The 17,846-nt window shown below is 72.0% G+C and carries 18 protein-coding genes; 12 read left to right on the forward strand and 6 right to left on the reverse strand.

The features are described 5' to 3' along the window. Positions 1-62: 62 nt before the first annotated feature. Positions 63-1,004: a LysR family transcriptional regulator gene (locus OG574_RS36150; protein ID WP_326776626.1), complete on the forward strand. Its 942-nt coding sequence runs from the start codon at positions 63-65 to the stop codon at positions 1,002-1,004. A gap of 15 nt (positions 1,005-1,019) precedes the next feature. Here OG574_RS36150 and OG574_RS36155 read toward each other — a convergent pair whose 3' ends face one another. The 3 genes from OG574_RS36155 to OG574_RS36165 all read right to left on the reverse strand — a co-directional run bounded on the left by OG574_RS36155 (position 1,020) and on the right by OG574_RS36165 (position 4,024). Next, on the reverse strand, positions 1,020-1,715 hold the full coding sequence (locus OG574_RS36155; protein ID WP_199841986.1) for a gamma-glutamyl-gamma-aminobutyrate hydrolase family protein: 696 nt from the start codon (positions 1,713-1,715) through the stop codon (positions 1,020-1,022). Between the two features lie 23 nt (positions 1,716-1,738). Next, a complete protein-coding gene (gene eat / locus OG574_RS36160) occupies positions 1,739-3,187 on the reverse strand; it encodes an ethanolamine permease (RefSeq protein ID WP_326776627.1) in 1,449 nt (482 codons plus the stop codon). A 111-nt stretch (positions 3,188-3,298) separates the two neighbouring features. Next, entirely contained in the window at positions 3,299-4,024 is a 726-nt protein-coding gene (locus OG574_RS36165; RefSeq protein ID WP_326776628.1) for a FadR/GntR family transcriptional regulator, read from the reverse strand. Positions 4,025-4,110: 86 nt separating this feature from the next. Here OG574_RS36165 and OG574_RS36170 point away from each other — a divergent pair, with 86 nt between their 5' ends. Genes OG574_RS36170 through OG574_RS36190 form a run of 5 tightly spaced genes read left to right on the forward strand, consistent with a single transcriptional unit; the run spans position 4,111 to position 9,944 of the window. Then, on the forward strand, positions 4,111-5,481 hold the full coding sequence (locus OG574_RS36170; RefSeq protein ID WP_326776629.1) for a glutamine synthetase family protein: 1,371 nt from the start codon (positions 4,111-4,113) through the stop codon (positions 5,479-5,481). Position 5,482: 1 nt separating this feature from the next. Further along, positions 5,483-6,847, forward strand: coding sequence for an aldehyde dehydrogenase family protein (locus OG574_RS36175; RefSeq protein ID WP_326776630.1), 1,365 nt, complete (start codon positions 5,483-5,485; stop codon positions 6,845-6,847). 6 nt (positions 6,848-6,853) lie between these two features. Beyond that, positions 6,854-7,633, forward strand: a complete 780-nt coding sequence (locus OG574_RS36180) for a 3-oxoacyl-ACP reductase (RefSeq protein ID WP_100597084.1) — start codon at positions 6,854-6,856, stop codon at positions 7,631-7,633. 33 nt (positions 7,634-7,666) lie between these two features. Further along, on the forward strand, positions 7,667-8,956 hold the full coding sequence (locus tag OG574_RS36185; RefSeq protein ID WP_326776631.1) for a haloacid dehalogenase-like hydrolase: 1,290 nt from the start codon (positions 7,667-7,669) through the stop codon (positions 8,954-8,956). Between the two features lie 28 nt (positions 8,957-8,984). Further along, on the forward strand, positions 8,985-9,944 hold the full coding sequence (locus OG574_RS36190) for a DUF2510 domain-containing protein (RefSeq protein ID WP_326776632.1): 960 nt from the start codon (positions 8,985-8,987) through the stop codon (positions 9,942-9,944). A 15-nt stretch (positions 9,945-9,959) separates the two neighbouring features. On the opposite strand, the gene OG574_RS36195 is transcribed toward OG574_RS36190, so the two are convergent. Next, positions 9,960-11,162 (reverse strand): amino acid deaminase/aldolase, encoded by a 1,203-nt coding sequence (locus OG574_RS36195; RefSeq protein WP_326776633.1) that lies wholly within the window; start codon positions 11,160-11,162, stop codon positions 9,960-9,962. Between the two features lie 148 nt (positions 11,163-11,310). On the opposite strand from OG574_RS36195, the gene OG574_RS36200 reads away from it, so the two are divergent. Then, positions 11,311-12,651: a hypothetical protein gene (locus OG574_RS36200; protein ID WP_326776634.1), complete on the forward strand. Its 1,341-nt coding sequence runs from the start codon at positions 11,311-11,313 to the stop codon at positions 12,649-12,651. Then, a complete protein-coding gene (gene mycP / locus OG574_RS36205) occupies positions 12,648-13,817 on the forward strand; it encodes a type VII secretion-associated serine protease mycosin (RefSeq protein WP_326776635.1) in 1,170 nt (389 codons plus the stop codon). Before OG574_RS36200 ends, mycP begins: the two co-directional genes overlap by 4 nt. A 3-nt stretch (positions 13,818-13,820) precedes the next feature. Here the strand turns inward: mycP and OG574_RS36210 are convergent, their stop codons facing one another. Then, positions 13,821-14,702, reverse strand: coding sequence for a serine hydrolase (locus tag OG574_RS36210; RefSeq protein ID WP_326776636.1), 882 nt, complete (start codon positions 14,700-14,702; stop codon positions 13,821-13,823). Between the two features lie 95 nt (positions 14,703-14,797). On the opposite strand from OG574_RS36210, the gene OG574_RS36215 reads away from it, so the two are divergent. Next, positions 14,798-15,529 carry an SseB family protein gene (locus OG574_RS36215; protein WP_326776637.1) on the forward strand — a complete coding sequence of 244 codons (732 nt, stop codon included), beginning with the start codon at positions 14,798-14,800 and terminating at the stop codon, positions 15,527-15,529. A gap of 13 nt (positions 15,530-15,542) precedes the next feature. Here OG574_RS36215 and OG574_RS36220 read toward each other — a convergent pair whose 3' ends face one another. Further along, positions 15,543-15,905, reverse strand: coding sequence for a DUF1844 domain-containing protein (locus OG574_RS36220; protein ID WP_100597078.1), 363 nt, complete (start codon positions 15,903-15,905; stop codon positions 15,543-15,545). A gap of 351 nt (positions 15,906-16,256) precedes the next feature. Here OG574_RS36220 and infC point away from each other — a divergent pair, with 351 nt between their 5' ends. The 3 genes from infC to rplT all read left to right on the forward strand — a co-directional run bounded on the left by infC (position 16,257) and on the right by rplT (position 17,777). Continuing rightward, positions 16,257-16,982 (forward strand): translation initiation factor IF-3, encoded by a 726-nt coding sequence (infC, locus tag OG574_RS36225; protein ID WP_326776638.1) that lies wholly within the window; start codon positions 16,257-16,259, stop codon positions 16,980-16,982. 116 nt (positions 16,983-17,098) lie between these two features. Then, positions 17,099-17,293, forward strand: a complete 195-nt coding sequence (gene rpmI / locus OG574_RS36230) for a 50S ribosomal protein L35 (RefSeq protein WP_100597076.1) — start codon at positions 17,099-17,101, stop codon at positions 17,291-17,293. Positions 17,294-17,390: 97 nt separating this feature from the next. Beyond that, entirely contained in the window at positions 17,391-17,777 is a 387-nt protein-coding gene (rplT, locus tag OG574_RS36235) for a 50S ribosomal protein L20 (RefSeq protein ID WP_100597075.1), read from the forward strand. Positions 17,778-17,846 lie beyond the last annotated feature (69 nt).

A 17,846-nucleotide genomic window follows, 5' to 3' on the forward strand; every position in this document is an offset into this window, starting at 1 on the left:
GGTCGCTGCGGGCGGCTCCCCCCACCAGGGACCATGCCTCTATGAGGGCATAAGCTGGATTTATGAGTGGCGATACGGCGGGTGCGGCGGACGGTTCGACGACGGGGGCGGGGCTCGCCCACCGGGTCCCGGACCTCGGCGCCCTCGAACTCCTCCTCGCCGTGGCGCGGCTCGGCAGCCTCGGCCGGGCCGCCCGCGAGATGGGCATCACGCAGCCCGCGGCCAGCAGCCGTATCCGCTCCATGGAACGCCAGCTCGGGGTCGCCCTGGTCGACCGGTCGCCGCGCGGCTCACGGCTCACCGACGCGGGCGCGCTCGTCACGGACTGGGCGCGCCGGATCGTCGAGGCGGCGGCGGCCTTCGACGTGGGGGCGCAGGCGCTGCGCGACCGCCGTGACTCGCGGCTGCGGGTCGCCGCGAGCATGACGATCGCCGAGTACCTGCTGCCGAACTGGCTGCTCGCGCTGCGCGCGGAGCGCCCCGACACGGCGGTGTCGCTCCACGCGGGCAACTCGGCGGCGGTCGCGGAGCGCCTCCTGTCCGGCGACGCGGACCTCGGCTTCGTCGAGGGCCTCGCGGTGCCCGCGGGCCTGGACGCCACCGTCATCGCCCACGACCGGCTCATCGTGGTCACCGCCCCCGGACACCCGTGGGCCCGGCGCAGGAAGCCGCTGGCGGCCGACGAGCTGGCGGCGACCCCGCTCATCCTGCGCGAGCGCGGCTCGGGCACCCGCCAGGTCCTCGACGCCGCGCTCGGTGGCCTGGCCCGCCCCCTCATCGAGCTGTCGTCGACGACCGCGGTGAAGGCGGCCGCGGTGAGCGGCGCGGGCCCCTCCGTCCTGAGCGAGCTCGCAGTCGGCGAGGAGCTCACCGCCCGCAGGCTCGTCGAGATCCCGCTCGAAGGCGTACGGCTGCGCAGGGACCTGCGCGCGGTCTGGCCGACCGGTCACCGCCCGGTGGGGCCGGCCAGGGAGCTGCTCGCGCTCACCCGCGGACCGGCCTGAGCCTCACCCGTGACGTCAGGAGCCGCCCCGCGCTGCCGCGTGTATCAGGCCGCCCATGACGCGCGCGTCCTCGCCCATCTCGGGGTGCCACTGCACGCCGAGCACCCAGGTGAGGCCCTGGAGTTCGACCGCCTCGACCGTCCCGTCCGCCGCGTGCGCCGACGCGACCAGACCCCGGCCGAGACGGTCGACCGCCTGATGGTGGTACGTCGGAACGTCCGACTCCTCGGGCACCAGCTCGCCGTACCGCGTCCCGGGCACGGGCGTCACCGCGTGCTTCCCGAAGACGCCGATGTCCTTGACGTGTCCCTCGATGTGCTGGGTGAGCGTGCCGCCGAGCGCCACGTTCAGGAGCTGCATGCCCCGGCAGATGCCGAGCAGCGGCTTGCCGGACGCCAACGCCGCACGGATCAGGGCCAGTTCCCACGCGTCCCGCTCCACCGCGGGCGGCCCCGTGCGGTCCTCGCGCTCGGCGCCGTAGCGGCCCGGCTCCACGTCGGGCCCGCCCGAGACGACGAGCCCGTCGAGCCGCGCGACCACCGAGGGCGCGTACTTGGGGTCGTCCGGCGGCACCATCGCGGCGAGGCCGCCCGCGGACTGCACGAGCCGCGGGTACCCGGCGGGCAGCAGCGCGGCGGGCAGCTCCCACACGCCCCAGCTCGCCTTCTCCTCCAGGTAGGTGCTGACCCCGATCAGCGGCCTGCTCAACATCTGCCCGTGCTCCCTCACCGTGGTCAATCCCGTTCCAGTTCGGCCTCTGCCGCCGCGAGCGCCGCGAACTCCTCCTCGGGGGCCCGCGCCACCAGATGCCTGCGGCTGTAGGCCCCGAAGTACCCGATCGCCACCGCGTACACCCCGAGCGCGATCAGCGCCGCCGTGACGTCCACCAGGAAGGTGGCGACCAGCGCCGCGCACGCGAGGACCAGCGCCACGGAGGACGTGAGCACGCCGCCCGGAGTGCGGTACGGCCGCTCGAGGCCCGGTTCCCGGCGCCGCAGCACGATGTGCGACAGGGACATCAGAGCGTACGAGATCGTGGCGCCGAACACCGCGACGTTCAGCATGCGGGCACCGTCGCCCGTCGCGGCCGCCAGCGCGAAGCCGATCGCGCCCGGCACGAGCAGGCCGAGGTAGGGCGCCTTGCGCCGGCTGGTGAGCGACAGGAAGCGGGGGAGGTAGCCCGCGCGGGAGAGCGCGAAGAGCTGGCGCGAGCCCGCGTAGATGAGCGAGAAGAACGACGCCACCAGGCCCGCGAGCCCCGCGTAGTTCACGATGCGGCTCAGCGCGGTCGCCTTGCCACCGGGCTGGAGCGCCTCGACGAGCGGGTTGCCCGCCTCCTGGATCGCGGCCGAACCGCGCGCCCCCGACGAGGCGAGGAACGTCAGGACGGCGAGCACGACGAGGATCGCCATGGACCAGCGGATGGCGCGCGGCAGGGTGCGCGCCGGGTCCTTGGTCTCCTCGGCCGCGAGCGGCACGCCCTCCACACCCAGGAAGAACCACATGCCGAACGGGAACGCCGCCCAGATGCCCAACAGGCCCATCGGAAGCCAGGAGTTGGCGCCGAACGCGCCGGTGTCCACCGGGATGTCGTTGAGCCTCGACACGTCGAAGTCGGTGAACGCGGCGACCGCGAAGACGAGCAGCGCCGCGACCGCGATGCCGGTGACCACGAAGCTGAAGCGCAGCGCCTCGCCCACGCCCCACAGGTGGATGCCGATGAAGACGACGAAGCAGGCCAGGTGGACGGGCCAGCCGGAGGTCAGGCCGAACAGGCCGAGCGACTCGACGTAGTCGCCGATGAAGATGGAGATGGCGGCCGGCGCGAGGACGTACTCGATGAGGATCGCCGTGCCGGTGAGGAAGCCGCCCCAGGGGCCGAGGGCGCGGCGCGCGAAGCCGTAGCCGCCGCCCGCCGTGGGCAGCACCGAGGACAGCTCGGCCAGCGAGAACACCATGCACGCGTACATGACGCCCATCAGGGCCATCGCGATCCCGAGGCCGCCGAAGCCGCCCTGCGCCAGGCCGAAGTTCCAGCCCGAGTAGTCGCCGGAGACGACGTACGCGACGCCGAGCCCGGTCAGGAGCAGCCAGCCCGCGCTGCCGCGGCGCAGCGTTCTGCGTTCCAGATAGTCGTCCCCCGTATCACCGGTGGGGCGGGTGTTCTGGGTGTCCAAGGTCATGGCGCGGGCTCCCCGTCGTGCGGTGGATGCTCAATGGAGTGGATCCATACCTTTGCGGGGAGCGTGCGAAGAAATCAAGACCCCTGCGTTACGCGCCGGTTAATCACGGGCTCAGGTCAGGAAGCCCCGCAGGAGAGCGGCCGTGCCGGCGCAGTGCTCGCGCATCATCTCCCGTGCCCCGTCCGCGTCCCCGTCGAGCACCGCCTCCACCAGGGCCGTGTGCTGGCGCTGCGAATGCTCCAGGTTTCGTACCAACAGCGGGATGCAGTCGAGGAGGTCGTTCACCGTCGCGCGGACCGCCGCGTACTGAGCCGTGAGCGAGGGTGACCCGCACAGCTCGGCGATCGTGAGATGGAGCAGCGTGTCGAGGCGGCGGTAGTCGGCGAGGGGTGCGTCATGGGTGCGCGCGAGGGCGCCGCGCAGCCGTTCCGTCTGTTCGGCGGTGAGGCCGTGCGCGGCGCACAGGCCGGCCGCTCCGACCTCCAGGACCTCGCGGAAGCGCAGCGCGTCCTCGACGTCGACGCCCTTGAGGCGGCGGCGCAGCTCGTCCTCGCCCGGCGCGTCCGTGCGCGCCACCACGAACGTGCCGCCGTAGCGCCCGCGCCGCGACTCGACCAGGCCCTGGTCCTGGAGCACCTTCAGGACCTCCCGCAGCGTCACCCTGCTGATCCCGAGCCGGTCCGCCAACTCCCGTTCGGACGGTAGGCGTTCACCCCCCGACACCAGGCCGAGCCGGACGACCTGGAGGATCTGCTCCAGGGCCTCCTCGAATCCGTTGCCCGCCCGCACGGGCCGCAGCACCGGCGTGAGCCGGTCCTCGTCATCGGTGTGCGACATATGGCCGTACCCCCTTCCCAAGCAATGGTTCTCCGCAATACCTTATGGCTTCCGGTTGACCGAAGAAGCCCGAAGGAGGCCTTCCCGTGGCAGACCGCACACCCCCGCTCGGCGTCGAGGAGCTCACGTCCCTCGTCGAGAGTGGAGAGATCGACACTGTCGTCCTGGCCTTCCCCGATATGCAAGGGCGGCTGCAGGGCAAGCGGTTCGCCGCCCGCTTCTTCCTCGACGAGGTCCTCGCCCACGGCACGGAGGGCTGCAACTACCTCCTCGCCGTCGACACCGAGATGAACACGGTCGACGGATACGAGATGTCCTCCTGGGACCGCGGCTACGGCGACTTCGCCATGCACGCCGACCTCTCCACCCTGCGCCGCGTTCCCTGGAACGACGGCACCGCGATGCTCATCGCGGACCTCGCGTGGAACGACGCCTCGCCCGTCGTGGCCGCGCCCCGGCAGATCCTGCGCCGCCAGCTCGACCGGCTCGCCGAACTCGGCTACACCGCCCACGTCGGCACGGAGCTCGAGTTCATCGTCTTCAAGGACACCTACGAGCAGGCCTGGGACGCCGGCTACAAGAACCTCACCCCGGCCAACCAGTACAACATCGACTACTCGGTCCTCGGCACCGGACGCATCGAGCCGCTCCTGCGCCGCATCCGCAACGACATGGCGGCGGCCGGGCTCGTCGTCGAGTCCGCCAAGGGCGAGTGCAACCCGGGCCAGCACGAGATCGTGTTCCGCTACGACGAGGCCCTCGTCACCTGCGACCAGCACGCCATCTACAAGACGGGCGCCAAGGAGATCGCGGCCCAGGAGGGTGTCTCGCTCACCTTCATGGCCAAGTTCAACGAGCGCGAGGGCAACTCCTGTCACATCCACCTCTCGCTCCAGGATGCCGACGGCACCAACGTCATGGCGGGGACCGCGGACGACCCCGGCGGGATGTCGCCGGTGATGCGGCACTTCCTCGCGGGCCAGCTCGCCGCGCTGCGTGACTTCTCGCTGCTCTACGCGCCCAACATCAACTCGTACAAGCGGTTCCAGCCGGGCTCCTTCGCGCCGACCGCCGCCGCCTGGGGCTACGACAACCGCACCTGCGCGCTCCGCGTCGTCGGCCACGGCCGCTCGATGCGCTTCGAGAACCGCCTGCCCGGCGGCGACGTCAACCCGCACCTCGCGGTCGCCGGTCTCGTGGCCGCCGGCCTGTACGGCATCGAGCAGAAGCTCGAACTGCCCGAGGAGTGCACCGGAAACGCCTACACCGGCGAGTACGAGCACGTTCCCACGACGCTGCGCGAGGCCGCCGAGCTGTGGGAGACCAGCCCCGTCGCCAAGGCCGCGTTCGGCGACGAGGTCGTCGCGCACTACCGCAACATGGCGCGCGTCGAGCTGGAGGCGTTCGACGCGGCCGTCACCGACTGGGAACTCCGCAGGTCGTTCGAAAGGCTCTAGCGTGCACGACATCCTCAACCCGGCGACCGAAGAAGTCATCGCCACGATCCACGCGACCTCCCGCGACCAGGTCGACACCGCGGTGCTGCGGGCCCACCGGGCACAGCGCGACTGGGCGGCCGAGGCCCCCGCCGACCGGGCCCGCCTCCTGCGCCGCTACGCCGCCGTCGTCGACGAGCACGTCGAGGAACTGGCCCGCCTGGAGGTGCGCGAGGCCGGGCACACCATCGGCAATGCCCGCTCGGAGGCCGGCAACGTCCGCGACCTGCTCGACTACGCGGCCGGGGGAGTGGAGCGCCTCACCGGCCGGCAGATCCCCGTCGCCGGCGGTCTCGACATCACGATCCTCGAACCCCTCGGCGTCGTCGGTGTCATCGCGCCCTGGAACTTCCCCATGCCGATCGCCGCGTGGGGCACGGCCCCGGCCCTCGCCGCCGGGAACGCGGTGATCCTCAAGCCCGCCGAGGCGACCCCGCTCACCGCGCTCCGCCTCGCCGAACTCGCCCTGGAAGCAGGGCTTCCCGAGTACCTCTTCCAGGTCCTGCCCGGCGCGGGGGACGTGGCGGGAGCCGCCCTCGTCGAGCACCCGGGCATCGCCAAGATCGTGTTCACCGGCTCCACCCGCGTCGGCAAACAGATCATGGCCAAGTGTGCCGACCAGGTGAAGCGCGTGACCCTCGAACTCGGCGGCAAGAGCCCGAACATCGTCTTCGCCGACGCCGACATCGAGGCGGCCGCCGCCGCGACCCCCATGTCGTTCCTCGACAACGCCGGCCAGGACTGCTGCGCCCGCACCCGCATCCTCGTACAGCGGTCCGTGTACGACCGGTTCCTCGGCCTGCTCGCGCCCGCGATCGAGTCCGTCGTCGTCGGCGACCCCGCCGACGAGAAGACCCAGATGGGCCCGCTCATCTCCAAGTCCCAGCTGGAACGGGTCCGTTCGTACGTCGACGGGGGAGCGGCCGCCGTGCGGGGCAGCGCCCCCGAGGGCGCCGGATTCTGGTTCCCGCCGACCGTCCTCACCGAGACGGCACCCGACGCGCCCGCCGCGGCCGAGGAGGTCTTCGGGCCCGTCGCCGTCGTCCTGCCCTTCGACGACGAGGCCGACGCGATCCGGCTCGGCAACGCCACCGAGTACGGGCTCTCCGGATCCCTGTGGACCCGTGACGTGGGGCGCGCCCTGCGCGTCGCCGGAGCGGTCCGGGCCGGGAACCTGTCGGTCAACTCCCACTCGAGCGTCCGCTACTCGACCCCGTTCGGCGGGTACAAGCAGTCCGGCGTCGGCCGCGAACTGGGCCCCGACGCCCTCACCGCCTTCACCGAAACCAAGAACGTCTTCATCAGCACGGAAAGCACGGAGGCCTGAAGCACCATGACCGAGAACATTTGCCGCCGCCTCGTGGGCCGCACCGCCGTCATCACCGGAGCCGGCAGCGGCATCGGCCTGGCCACCGCCCGCCGCCTCGCCTCCGAAGGGGCGAACGTGGTCTGCGCCGACATCGACGAGAGCGCCGGCAAGAAGGCCGCCGAAGACGTCGGCGGCACCTTCGTCCAGGTCGACGTCACCGACGCCGAGCAGGTCGAGGCCCTCTTCAAGACCGCGTACGACACCTACGGCTCGGTCGACATCGCCTTCAACAACGCCGGGATCTCGCCCCCCGACGACGACTCCATCCTGGACACGGGACTTGAGGCCTGGAAGCGCGTCCAGGAGGTCAACCTCACCTCCGTCTTCCTGTGCTGCAAGGCCGCCATCCCCTACATGCGGCAGCAGGGCAAGGGCTCCATCATCAACACCGCCTCGTTCGTGGCGCGCATGGGCGCGGCGACCTCCCAGATCTCGTACACGGCCTCCAAGGGCGGCGTCCTCGCCATGTCCCGCGAGCTCGGCGTGCAGTTCGCCCGCGAGGGCATCAGGGTCAACGCCCTGTGCCCGGGCCCGGTCAACACCCCGCTCCTCCAGGAGCTGTTCGCCAAGGACCCCGAGCGCGCCGCGCGCCGCCTCGTCCACATCCCGGTCGGCCGCTTCGCGGACGCCGACGAGATCGCCGCCGCCGTGGCCTTCCTCGCGAGCGACGACTCCTCGTTCGTGAACGCCACCGACTTCCTCGTCGACGGCGGCATCTCGGGGGCGTACGTCACGCCTCTGTAGGGGACGTGTCATATAGGTGTACGGTCCCCAGGCATGCGTAACAGAGATGTTGCCGCGTGGACTTCAGCCGTGGTCACCGTCCTGGTGGCCACGGCTCTCGTCTCTCCTGCGGCCGCCGCCACGTCCGCTCCCACCACCGACCGGGCCTGCCCGCAGCTCTCGGAGAAGCTGCCGTGGTACGGGCAGAACCGGGCCAGGCTCCAGCGCATGATCGACGAGCGGGGGACCTGCGAAGGCCACCACGGCCCCCGCCCCGTCGCCGCGTTCGACTGGGACAACACCGTCTCCAAGAACGACGTCACCGACGCGACGATCGCCTGGTCGCTCAAGCACGACAAGATCCTTCGGCCCGCGAGCTGGAAGAAGACCAGCAAGTGGCTCACCGACGACGCCGACAAGGCCCTCACCGCCGCCTGCGGCACCGCCGTCCCCGTCGGCGCACCCCTGCCGACGTCCACCGACACCGACTGCACCGACGAGATCTTCAACATCCGTGAATCCGGCAGAACCATGAGCGGCGCCGCCGCGTTCGCCGGCGAGTGGAACCACCGCCGCACCGTGCCCCAGTACGCCTGGGTGCCACAGCTCTTCGCCGGACACACCGTCCCCGAACTGGAGTCGTACGCCGCACAGGCCCGCCGCGAGGCCCTCGCCGCCCCCGTCGGCTCGACCCAGACCCTCGGCACGCACACCATCCCCGGCTACGTGCGCTACTACGAGCAGCAGCGCGACCTCATCCGCACACTGCAGAAGGCCGGGTTCGACGTCTACATCGTGTCGGCCGGATCCGAGCCCGTGACCGAGGTGTGGTCGCGCGGCCGGGGCGGCGTCGGCATCGACCGCGCCCACACCATCGCCATCCGCTCCGTCCTGGACAGCAAGGGCCGCATCACCACGTACAACGAAGGCTGCGGCGGGGTCGGACGCACCCAGGGCGAGGCCATCCCGTACATCGACGGCAAGCGCTGCTGGATCAACCAGGACATCTTCCACATCAAGGGTAAGTCTGCCTGGGAGAAGCAGCGTTGGGGCAAGCGCATCGCCCTCGGCGGCGGTGACGCCGACACCGACGTCACCTTCGTCGGCGACGCCACCGGCGCGCACCTCGTGCTCAACCGCAACAAGAACGAGGTGATGTGCCGCGCCTACGACAACGCCGACGGGCGCTGGGTCGTGAACCCCATGTTCATCGAACCGCTCCCGCGCAAGTCCGGCAGCTACCCCTGCTCCACGGCCGCGTACAACAGGCCCGAGGGCGGCTTCGGCCCGGTCCTGCGCCCGGACGGCTCCGTCGTGCCGGACCAGGCGGACGCGGTGTACTGACCTTCCCCGCACAACTTAGAGTGCCGGGATGAGCATGACGCCCCCGCCCGGCTGGTATCCGGACCCCACGGCCCCGCCCACCGAGCGCTGGTGGGACGGGGCCGCGTGGACCGAGCACCGACGGCAGCCGCCGAACACCCCGGCCGCGCCACAGGCTTTCGGGCCGCCCGTCGAGCCCCCGCTCCCCGCCGCGGGCCCGCAGCGTCCGCCCGCCGCACCGGGCCGCGGCGCGAAGACCATCGCCCTGGCCGCCGCCGGCATCGTGCTCGTCGCCTCCATCGCCACCGGCGCCGTCCTGCTCGGCCGCGGCGACGACGACCCCAAGTCCCGCACGGCGCCCACCTCGAGCGCTCCGACACCCACGGACCCGACCGTCACGGCGAGCAGCGCCGAGCCCACCCCCACCGAGGACGCGTCCACCGCCGTCGACCAGCTCAACGGCATCACACTCCCCGTCCTCGACGGCTGGCAGAAGGCCGAGAACGTCGTCGACGACGACATGCTGATCACCACCCCGCGCACCTACGACTGCCCCGGCGACTCGGGCCTGTGCCGGCACGGCACCGTCGTCTCCCGCACTGTCACCGGGACCGACGAGACCTCGCCCGAAGTCATTGCCAAACGGGACATCAAGGACGCTGCGGACGCCTCGTACGACAAGAACGGCATCAACCAGCAGCCCTTCGGCGGCATCGAGTCGCACCAGCAGATCGCCGCCCGCCAGACCGCGGTCGCCGGGCGCGCCGGCTACCTCGTCCGCTGGAAGGTGAAGACCGCGAAGGGGCCCGGCGGTTACGTCGAGTCCGTCGTCTTCCCCTCCAGCTCCGGCTCCGAGGCCCTGGTGACCGTCCGCATCACCGTCGACGCCGGCCAGGACGCGCCACCGCTCTCCGACATGGACCGCATCGTCAAGGGCATCAGGGCGGCGGGCGACAGCGGGTCCGACGGCGGCGTGGGCAGCAGCATCGGCCCCACCGTCACGCCGTGAACCGTCCCGGAATCCTCAGAGGAACGTGTAGCCCTCACCGCGGTACGTCGGCACGGTCGCCGTCACCGTGTCGCCCTCCACCAGGCGCAGCACGTCGAACCGCTCGCACAGCTCGCCGGCCTTCGCGTGCCGGAACCACACCTTGTCGCCGATCAGCAGATCGTCGGCGGGCGCCCCGAGCAGCGGTGTCTGCACCTCGCCCGGGCCCTCCTGGGGGTCGTAGCGCAGGCCCTCCGGGAGATACGGCACCGGCAGCCGGTCGGCTCCCGCGGCGCCCGACGCCGGGTAGCCGCCGCCGAGCACGGTCACGACCCCGACGCCCGGCCTGCGCACCACGGGCTGCGCGAACAGGGCGGCGGGCCGGCCCGTGAACGACGTGTAGTTGTCGAACAGACGCGGCACATAGAGCCCCGACCCCGCCGCGATCTCGGTCACCGCGGGCTCGGCCGCGGTGTGCTGCACACTGCCCGTCCCGCCGCCGTTCACGAACTCCAGGTCGGGCGCCACCGCCCGTACCGCGCGCACCACTTCGGCCCGCCTGACCGTCAGCTCCTTACGGGCCGCGGCCTGCATCAGCCGGATCGCCCGGGAGCGCACCGGCCGCCCCGCGACCGCGTCACCGACACCCGCGACATGACCCTCGTACGCCATCACACCCACGAGCCGGAACCCCGGCCGCCGGGCCACGGCGCGTGCCATGTCGGCGACCTGGGCGGGGGAGCGGAGCGGGGAGCGGCGCGCGCCGACCCGCACGCGCCCGCCGAGCACCTGCCACGAGGTGTCCAGTTCCAGACAGACCCTGATCTCCTCGCGCCCGCCGTCCCGCGCGTCGTCGATCAGCCGCAGCTGGGCCGGGTCGTCGACCATGACCGTGACCGCCGCCGCCAGCTTCGGATCGTGCGCGAGCTCCGCGAAACCGGCCCGGTCCGCCGACGGATACGCGAGCAGCACATCCTCGAAACCGGACCGCGCCAGCCACAGGGACTCCGCGAGCGTGAACGACATGATCCCGGCGAAACCGTTCCTGGCCAGGACCCGTTCGAGCAGCGCGCGACAGCGCACCGACTTGCTCGCGACGCGGATCGGCTTGCCGCCCGCCCGCCGCACCAGATCGTCCGCGTTGGCGTCGAACGCCTCCAGATCGACGATCGCGACCGGGGCGTCGAGATGAGCGGTGGCCCGGTCGTAGCGGGCCCTGTCGGCTGCGCGGGGTGTCATGACCGAAGCCTGCCAGACACGATTACCGCGGGGTAGGGGGAGGATCCGGGCAGATCGTCCTGACCTGCGATACGGGGTCCCTGCGAGGCCGCGTCAGCCCGTAGAGTGACGCGGACGCAGGACGAGAACGGGACGGAAACGGGGAGGCATGAGCACGCAAGCGCGCCGCGCGCCGATCCCGCCGCGCCCCTCCCAGCCGCCCACGCAGCGCGACGAGTTGGCCGATGCCTCGGCCGGCCCGGACGCGTCGATACCCCCGCGCCCCGCGCACACTCCGGCGCCGGACCAGACTCCTCCGCCGCCCCCCGCCTCGGCCCGCTTTCCGGACACCCCGCCCGTGCCGGGCGCGCCCGCGGCCCCCGTGTCCGACCGGCCGGCACACCCCGGCCCCCTGCCGCCCGAGCGCCCGACGGAGACCACGACCAGGCTTCGGCCGATCAGGGACACCGCAGCGCAGAGCCCCGACGGCACGCCCCCGCCCCACCCCGCCGCACCCCCCGCGACAGCGGTCCCGCGCCGTCCCGCCACGCCGCCGCGCGCCCCCGGCGAACCGCACGCCACCGTCCCCCGCCCCGCCGCGCCCCCGCGCATCCCGGGCGAGCCCCCCGTCGGAAGGCGCCCCGTCGGGGCCGTCGACCTCACCCCGGGACCCGGCGCCGGCCGCCCCTTCGTGTTCTTCGCGCGCCCGGCCTCGTACGACGACAGCACCACCCGCCTGCGCCCCATCGGCTCCCGGATACGGCCCCGCGTCGCGGCCGCCGCGGCCTGCGCCGTGCTCGGGCTCGGCCTCATCGGCGGTGCGGCGACCGGGAGTTGGCTGACCGGGGACAGCGCCGGCAGCGTCGGCTCACCGAGCTCGTACGCCGCCGCGGGCACCCTCTGGCACAGCGTCCCCGTCGACCGGCTGTTCCCGCCCGTCATCAAGGGCGACGGAGCGGGACCCGGCGGCGCCGACCGCACCTGGACCCGTATCGCCGTCGCCCCGGACAGCACCTGCGAGAACGCCTTCGACCCGCTGCTGCAGAAGGCGCTCAGGCCCGCCGGCTGTCTGCGCCTCCTGCGCGCCACCTACACCGACGCCACCCGCAGTCATGTCACCACCGTCGGCCTGCTGTTCACCAAGGCGGACACGGAGGCCATGAAGGCGCTGCGCACCCGGTTCACCGAGGACGGCCTCGACCGCAGGACCGACCTCGTGCCCCGCCCGTACGCGGCGAAGGGCACCCTCGCCGCCGGGTTCGGCGACGCCCAGCGCGCCTCCTGGACCATCTCCGTCCTCACCGACGCCCCCGTTGTCGCCTACGCCGTCTCCGGCTTCGCCGACGCCCGTACCGTCACCGACCCGCAGCCCGCCGCCGAGGCCATGAAGTCCGGCAGCGTCACGACCCCCGCGCAGGCCGGCCTCGGCTTCGAGGCGCAGGGCATCGCCGACCGTGTCGAACGAAGCCTGCGCACCGCCGTCGCCAAGGCCACCGAGGAGCCGTCATGACCCGCACGGCCGCCGCCTGGCGGAACGCCGCCACCGCGCTCACGGCCGCCGCGGCCCTCGCGCTGCTCCCGTCGACCACCGCCCACGCCGACTCCGTCCGCGCCCAGCAGTGGGGCCTGGACGCGATGCACACCGAGGACGCCTGGCGCACGACCAAGGGCAAGGGCGTCACCGTCGCCGTCCTCGACACCGGCGTGGACGGCACCCACCCCGACCTCAAGGGCAACGTCCTGCCCATCAAGGACCTCGTCGGCTTCGGCGCCAAGAGGGGGGACCGCTCCTGGGCCCGGCACGGCACCGCCATGGCCGGGATCATCGCCGGTCACGGCCACGGCCCGGGCGGCGACGACGGCGTACTCGGCATCGCGCCCGAGGCGAAGATCCTGCCCGTCCGCGTGATCCTCGAGGACGGCGACCCGGCCCGCAAGGAAGCCCGCTCCAGCCGGGGCAGCGCACTCGCCGACGGCATCCGCTGGGCCGTCGACCACGGCGCCGACGTCATCAACCTCTCCCTCGGCGACGACTCCGCCACCGCCCACCCGGAAGCCACCGAGGACGCCGCCGTCCAGTACGCCCTGAAGAAGGGCTCCGTCGTCGTCGCCTCCGCGGGCAACGGCGGCAAGAAGGGCGACCACATCTCGTACCCGGCGGCGTACCCCGGAGTGATCACGGCCACCGCCGTCGACCGCTACCTCCACCGCGCCCCCTTCTCCACGCGCCGCTGGTACGCCACCGTCAGCGCCCCCGGCGACGCCATCGCGATCGCCGACCCCGACCGCACGTACTACTCGGGCTGGGGCACCAGCGCCGCCTCGGCCTTCGTGTCCGGCGCCGTCGCGCTGGTCCGCGCCGCCCACCCGGGGCTCACGCCCGCGCAGATCAAGCAGCTCCTGGAGGACACCGCCCGCGACGCCCCCTCAGGCGGCCGCGACGACTCCCTCGGCTTCGGCTTCGTCGACCCGGCCGCCGCGATCCGCAAGGGCGACTCCCTCAAGCCCGAGGGCCTGCGCTCCACCACGTACTCGGAGAAGTTCTTCGGCACGGGACCCGACACCCCCGACGGCGAAGCGGGCACCGGCTGGGTGGGCCCCGTCGCGGGCGGCCTCGGCGTCGTGCTCCTCGCGGCCGCTGTCTACCTGTGGCGCGGGCGTCGCGCCGTCCTCTGAGCCTCAGCCGGTGAGCACGGAGACGGCCGCCGTCGCGACCCCCTCCACGAGCGCCACCCCCGCCTCCTTGGTCGCGTTGCCGTCGGAGAGCACCGAGACCAGGTACGGCTTCCCTCCGACGGTCACCCGCCCCACGCTGTTGATGTCCCACAGCCCGGTCGCGGTGCGCGGCAGCCACCCGTTCTTCAGCGCACACCCGGACACGGAGTCGGCGGCCGCGGACACACCCCACCGCTGGTCCGCAGCGGTCCGCCCCATCAGCCCGACGACGTAGGCGCGCGACACCTCGCTCAGCCCCGAGCCCTCCGTGCTGAACACGGCGCGCAGCAACGTCAGTTGATCCTCCGCGGTCGTCTGCGTCAGACCCCACTCGCCGCCCGGGCCCGCCCTCGTCCCGGTCAGCCCCAGCGTCAGGTTCGCCGCGTCGAGCCCGTCCGCGCCGCCGATCGAGTCCCACAGGGCCGTCGCGGACGCGTTGTCACTGTTCTCGATCATCGCCGTCGCGTATGCGCGCTCCTGCGAGGTCAGCGCCCGCCCTGCGTCCTGTGCCCGCAGCAGCAGCGCCGCGAGGATGTCGACCTTGACGATGCTCGCGGTGTCGAACGCGGACGCGCCGTCGTACACGGCGCCGTCCGCCGACCCGCCGAGCGAGGCGACCGCCACCGAGACCCGCGCGTCACCGTCCGGAAGCAGGGGCTTCAGCGCCTTCGCGAGCGCGTCGTCACGGTCCACGGATACCTCCTCGTCGGATACGGGTGCGGACGCCGACGCCGTGGCGGCGACCGGAACCGGCTGCTCCGCCCCGCCCGGCGAGCAGCCTATGAGGGTCCCCACGAGGGTTCCCGCGAGAAGGGCGGCGCACGCCGCGAGTCCGTTCCGGTCCATGCCCGGATGCTCGGCGCCCGTCCTGTGCGCACCGTGAGACCCGGCTCAGGGTCCGCTGAGAAGATCGCGCCGCCCGGTCGGTAGGGTCGGTGAACGTGGCGAACAAGAACATTCCCGACCCCGGCTTCTCCGACGACGACGGCTCCGCGGACCCGCGCCTGAGCGCGGCCCTCGCCGCGTGGGCCGAGGACCGCACTGCGCACGGCCCGGTCCTCGAGGCGCTCAAGGAAGCACGGCTCCTCGTCCCCGTCGTCGCCGTGCTCGGCGAAGTCGAGGAGGACGAGAACGGGCTGCGCCGCGAGAAGACCAGCGACATGGCCGTGCCCACCCTCAAGGCCGGCGACCGCAAGGCCCTGCCTGCGTTCACCTCCACCGCGGCCCTCGCCCTGTGGGACCCCGAGGCCCGCCCCGTCGCCGTACCCCTGCACCAGGCGCTCCAGGCCGCCGCGCACGAGCAGGCTGACACCATCGTCATCGACCTTGCGGGCCCGGTCGCCTACGAGCTCAGCGGCGCTGTCCTGCGCGCCGCGAACGAGGGCCGCACCAGCGCCGAGCCCCTCGCCGACCCGGCCGTCACGGAGGCGATCCGCGCCGCCGTCGCCGCCGAGCCCGGCGTGCTCCGCGCCCACCTGGGCCCGGGCAGCGCCGACGGCATCCTCGCGCTCGTCCTCGACCCGTCGGCCGCCCCCGCCGAGACGGCCCGCGCCGTCGCCGCGCGCATCGCCGCCGACGAAACACTGAGGGCCCGCCTGGTACGGGGCCTCGACCTGGCACTCCTGCCGACCGAGACCACGCCACCCGGCGAGCCCTTCTACGTACGCGCGTGAACTACCGGAACGATCAGCCGTAGACCGGGCCCGTGTACTTCTCGCCGGGGCCCTGGCCCGGCTCGTCCGGCACGAAGGACGCCTCGCGGAACGCCAGCTGCAGCGACTTCAGACCGTCGCGCAGCGGCGCCGCGTGGAACGAGCTGATCTCGGTCGTGCTCGCGTCGAGCAGACCGGCGAGGGCGTGCACGAGCTTGCGGGCCTCGTCGAGGTCCTTGTGGGCGTCGCCCTCCTCGGTGAGGCCGAGCTTCACCGCGGCGGCGCTCATCAGGTTGACCGCGACCGTCACGATCACCTCGACGGCGGGGACCTCGGCGATGTCCCGGGTCAGGGCGTCGTAGTCAGTGTTTTCGGCGGCGGGGGTGGCGTCATTCATGTGCCCCACGATATGCCGCCCGCGCACTCGGTTGGGCCCACCCCCCGGGAGCTGCTAACCTTGTGTAACGACCGGCCGGACACGCATGCCACTGGCTTGAGTGACCGGCCCACAAGTGGAGGCTCCGATCTCCCACCTGGCCGCTCCTCAGGGGCGGCGGGTCACCGGTCAGACGGCCCCCATCGTTCCGTACGGACGATGGAGCCGTCCGATGTGCGCCCCACGGTTACCCGTGGCGGTGCTCCGGTAGTCCTTGGAGCCCCGCCTGTGTACCGTCCGGGGCATTTTTTGTGTTTCGGTGCGGTTGGTACTACTGAAAACAGACGTTACGCGGCGGTCCGCCAGACCGTCGTGTGGTGCTACCGAGGAGGATCCATCAGCGCCGAGCCCCGCATCAACGACCGGATTCGCGTTCCCGAAGTGCGACTTGTCGGTCCCAGCGGCGAGCAGGTCGGGATTGTTCCGCTTGCCAAGGCCCTTGAGCTTGCTCAGGAGTACGACCTCGACCTCGTCGAGGTGGCGGCGACAGCCCGTCCGCCTGTCTGCAAGCTCATGGACTACGGGAAGTTCAAGTACGAGTCGGCCATGAAGGCCCGTGAGGCGCGCAAGAACCAGGCGCACACGGTCATCAAGGAGATGAAGCTCCGGCCGAAGATCGACCCGCACGACTATGACACCAAGAAGGGTCATGTCGTCCGGTTCCTCAAGCAGGGCGACAAGGTCAAGATCACGATCATGTTCCGTGGTCGCGAGCAGTCCAGGCCGGAACTCGGCTACCGACTGCTGCAGCGTCTCGCTTCGGACGTCGAGGACCTCGGGTTCATCGAGTCGAACCCGAAGCAGGACGGCCGCAACATGATCATGGTTCTGGGTCCCCACAAGAAGAAGACCGAGGCCATGGCCGAGGCTCGTGAGGCCCAGGAGGCCCGCAAGGCCGAGCAGAAGGCCCTGCCGACGCACGGCCGCACGCAGCGGGCCAGCGACGACGCCGCCGAGTCGGAGCCCGAGGCCCCGGCCGAGGCGTCCGACGAGGCCCCTGCTGCAGAGCCCACGGCCGAGGCTTCCGCCGAGGCCTGATCCGGCCACGTACAGCCCGTACGGACCGGATGCCAACCGATACATCTGGACGTTCCGTATGCCGGTCCGCGCCCCGGACCGGCAGGGAACGCCACTGACGAGGAGAGAACGGCGCTATGCCGAAGAACAAGACGCACAGCGGTGCCAGCAAGCGCTTCAAGATCACCGGCTCCGGCAAGGTGCTCCGTGAGCGCGCCGGCAAGCGCCACCTGCTCGAGCACAAGTCGTCCCGCGTGACGCGCCGCCTCACCGGCACGGTCGAGCTGGCCCCGGGCGACGCCAAGAAGATCAAGAAGCTTCTCGGCAAGTGAGTTCGGGCGCGCAGCAGCGCGCCGGAGTTCAGACCGGGACCAATTCGTTTTCGGGTCGTGTGAGTCCAACCACGGCCCCGCTACAAGGAGTTAACAAGTGGCACGCGTCAAGCGGGCAGTGAACGCCCACAAGAAGCGCAGGGCAGTCCTCGAGGCCGCCAAGGGTTACCGCGGTCAGCGCTCGCGCCTGTACCGCAAGGCCAAGGAGCAGGTCACTCACTCCCTGGTCTACAACTACAACGACCGCAAGAAGCGCAAGGGCGACTTCCGCCGTCTGTGGATCCAGCGCATCAACGCCGCTGCCCGCGAGAACGGCATGACGTACAACCGCCTCATCCAGGGTCTGAACGCCGCCAACATCGAGGTGGACCGCAAGATCCTCGCCGAGCTGGCCGTCAACGACCCGAACGCGTTCGCCGCGCTCGTCGAGGTTGCGCAGAAGGCCCTTCCGGCCGACGTGAACGCGCCCAAGGCTGCCGCCTAAGCGTTGCACTTCGCTGAGCCGGATTTGATCGGACCCGCAAGCCGTTGGCTTGCGGGTCCGATTGCGTCG

The sequence above is a fragment of the Streptomyces sp. NBC_01445 genome (assembly GCF_035918235.1).
Classification (GTDB): Bacteria; Actinomycetota; Actinomycetes; order Streptomycetales; family Streptomycetaceae; genus Streptomyces.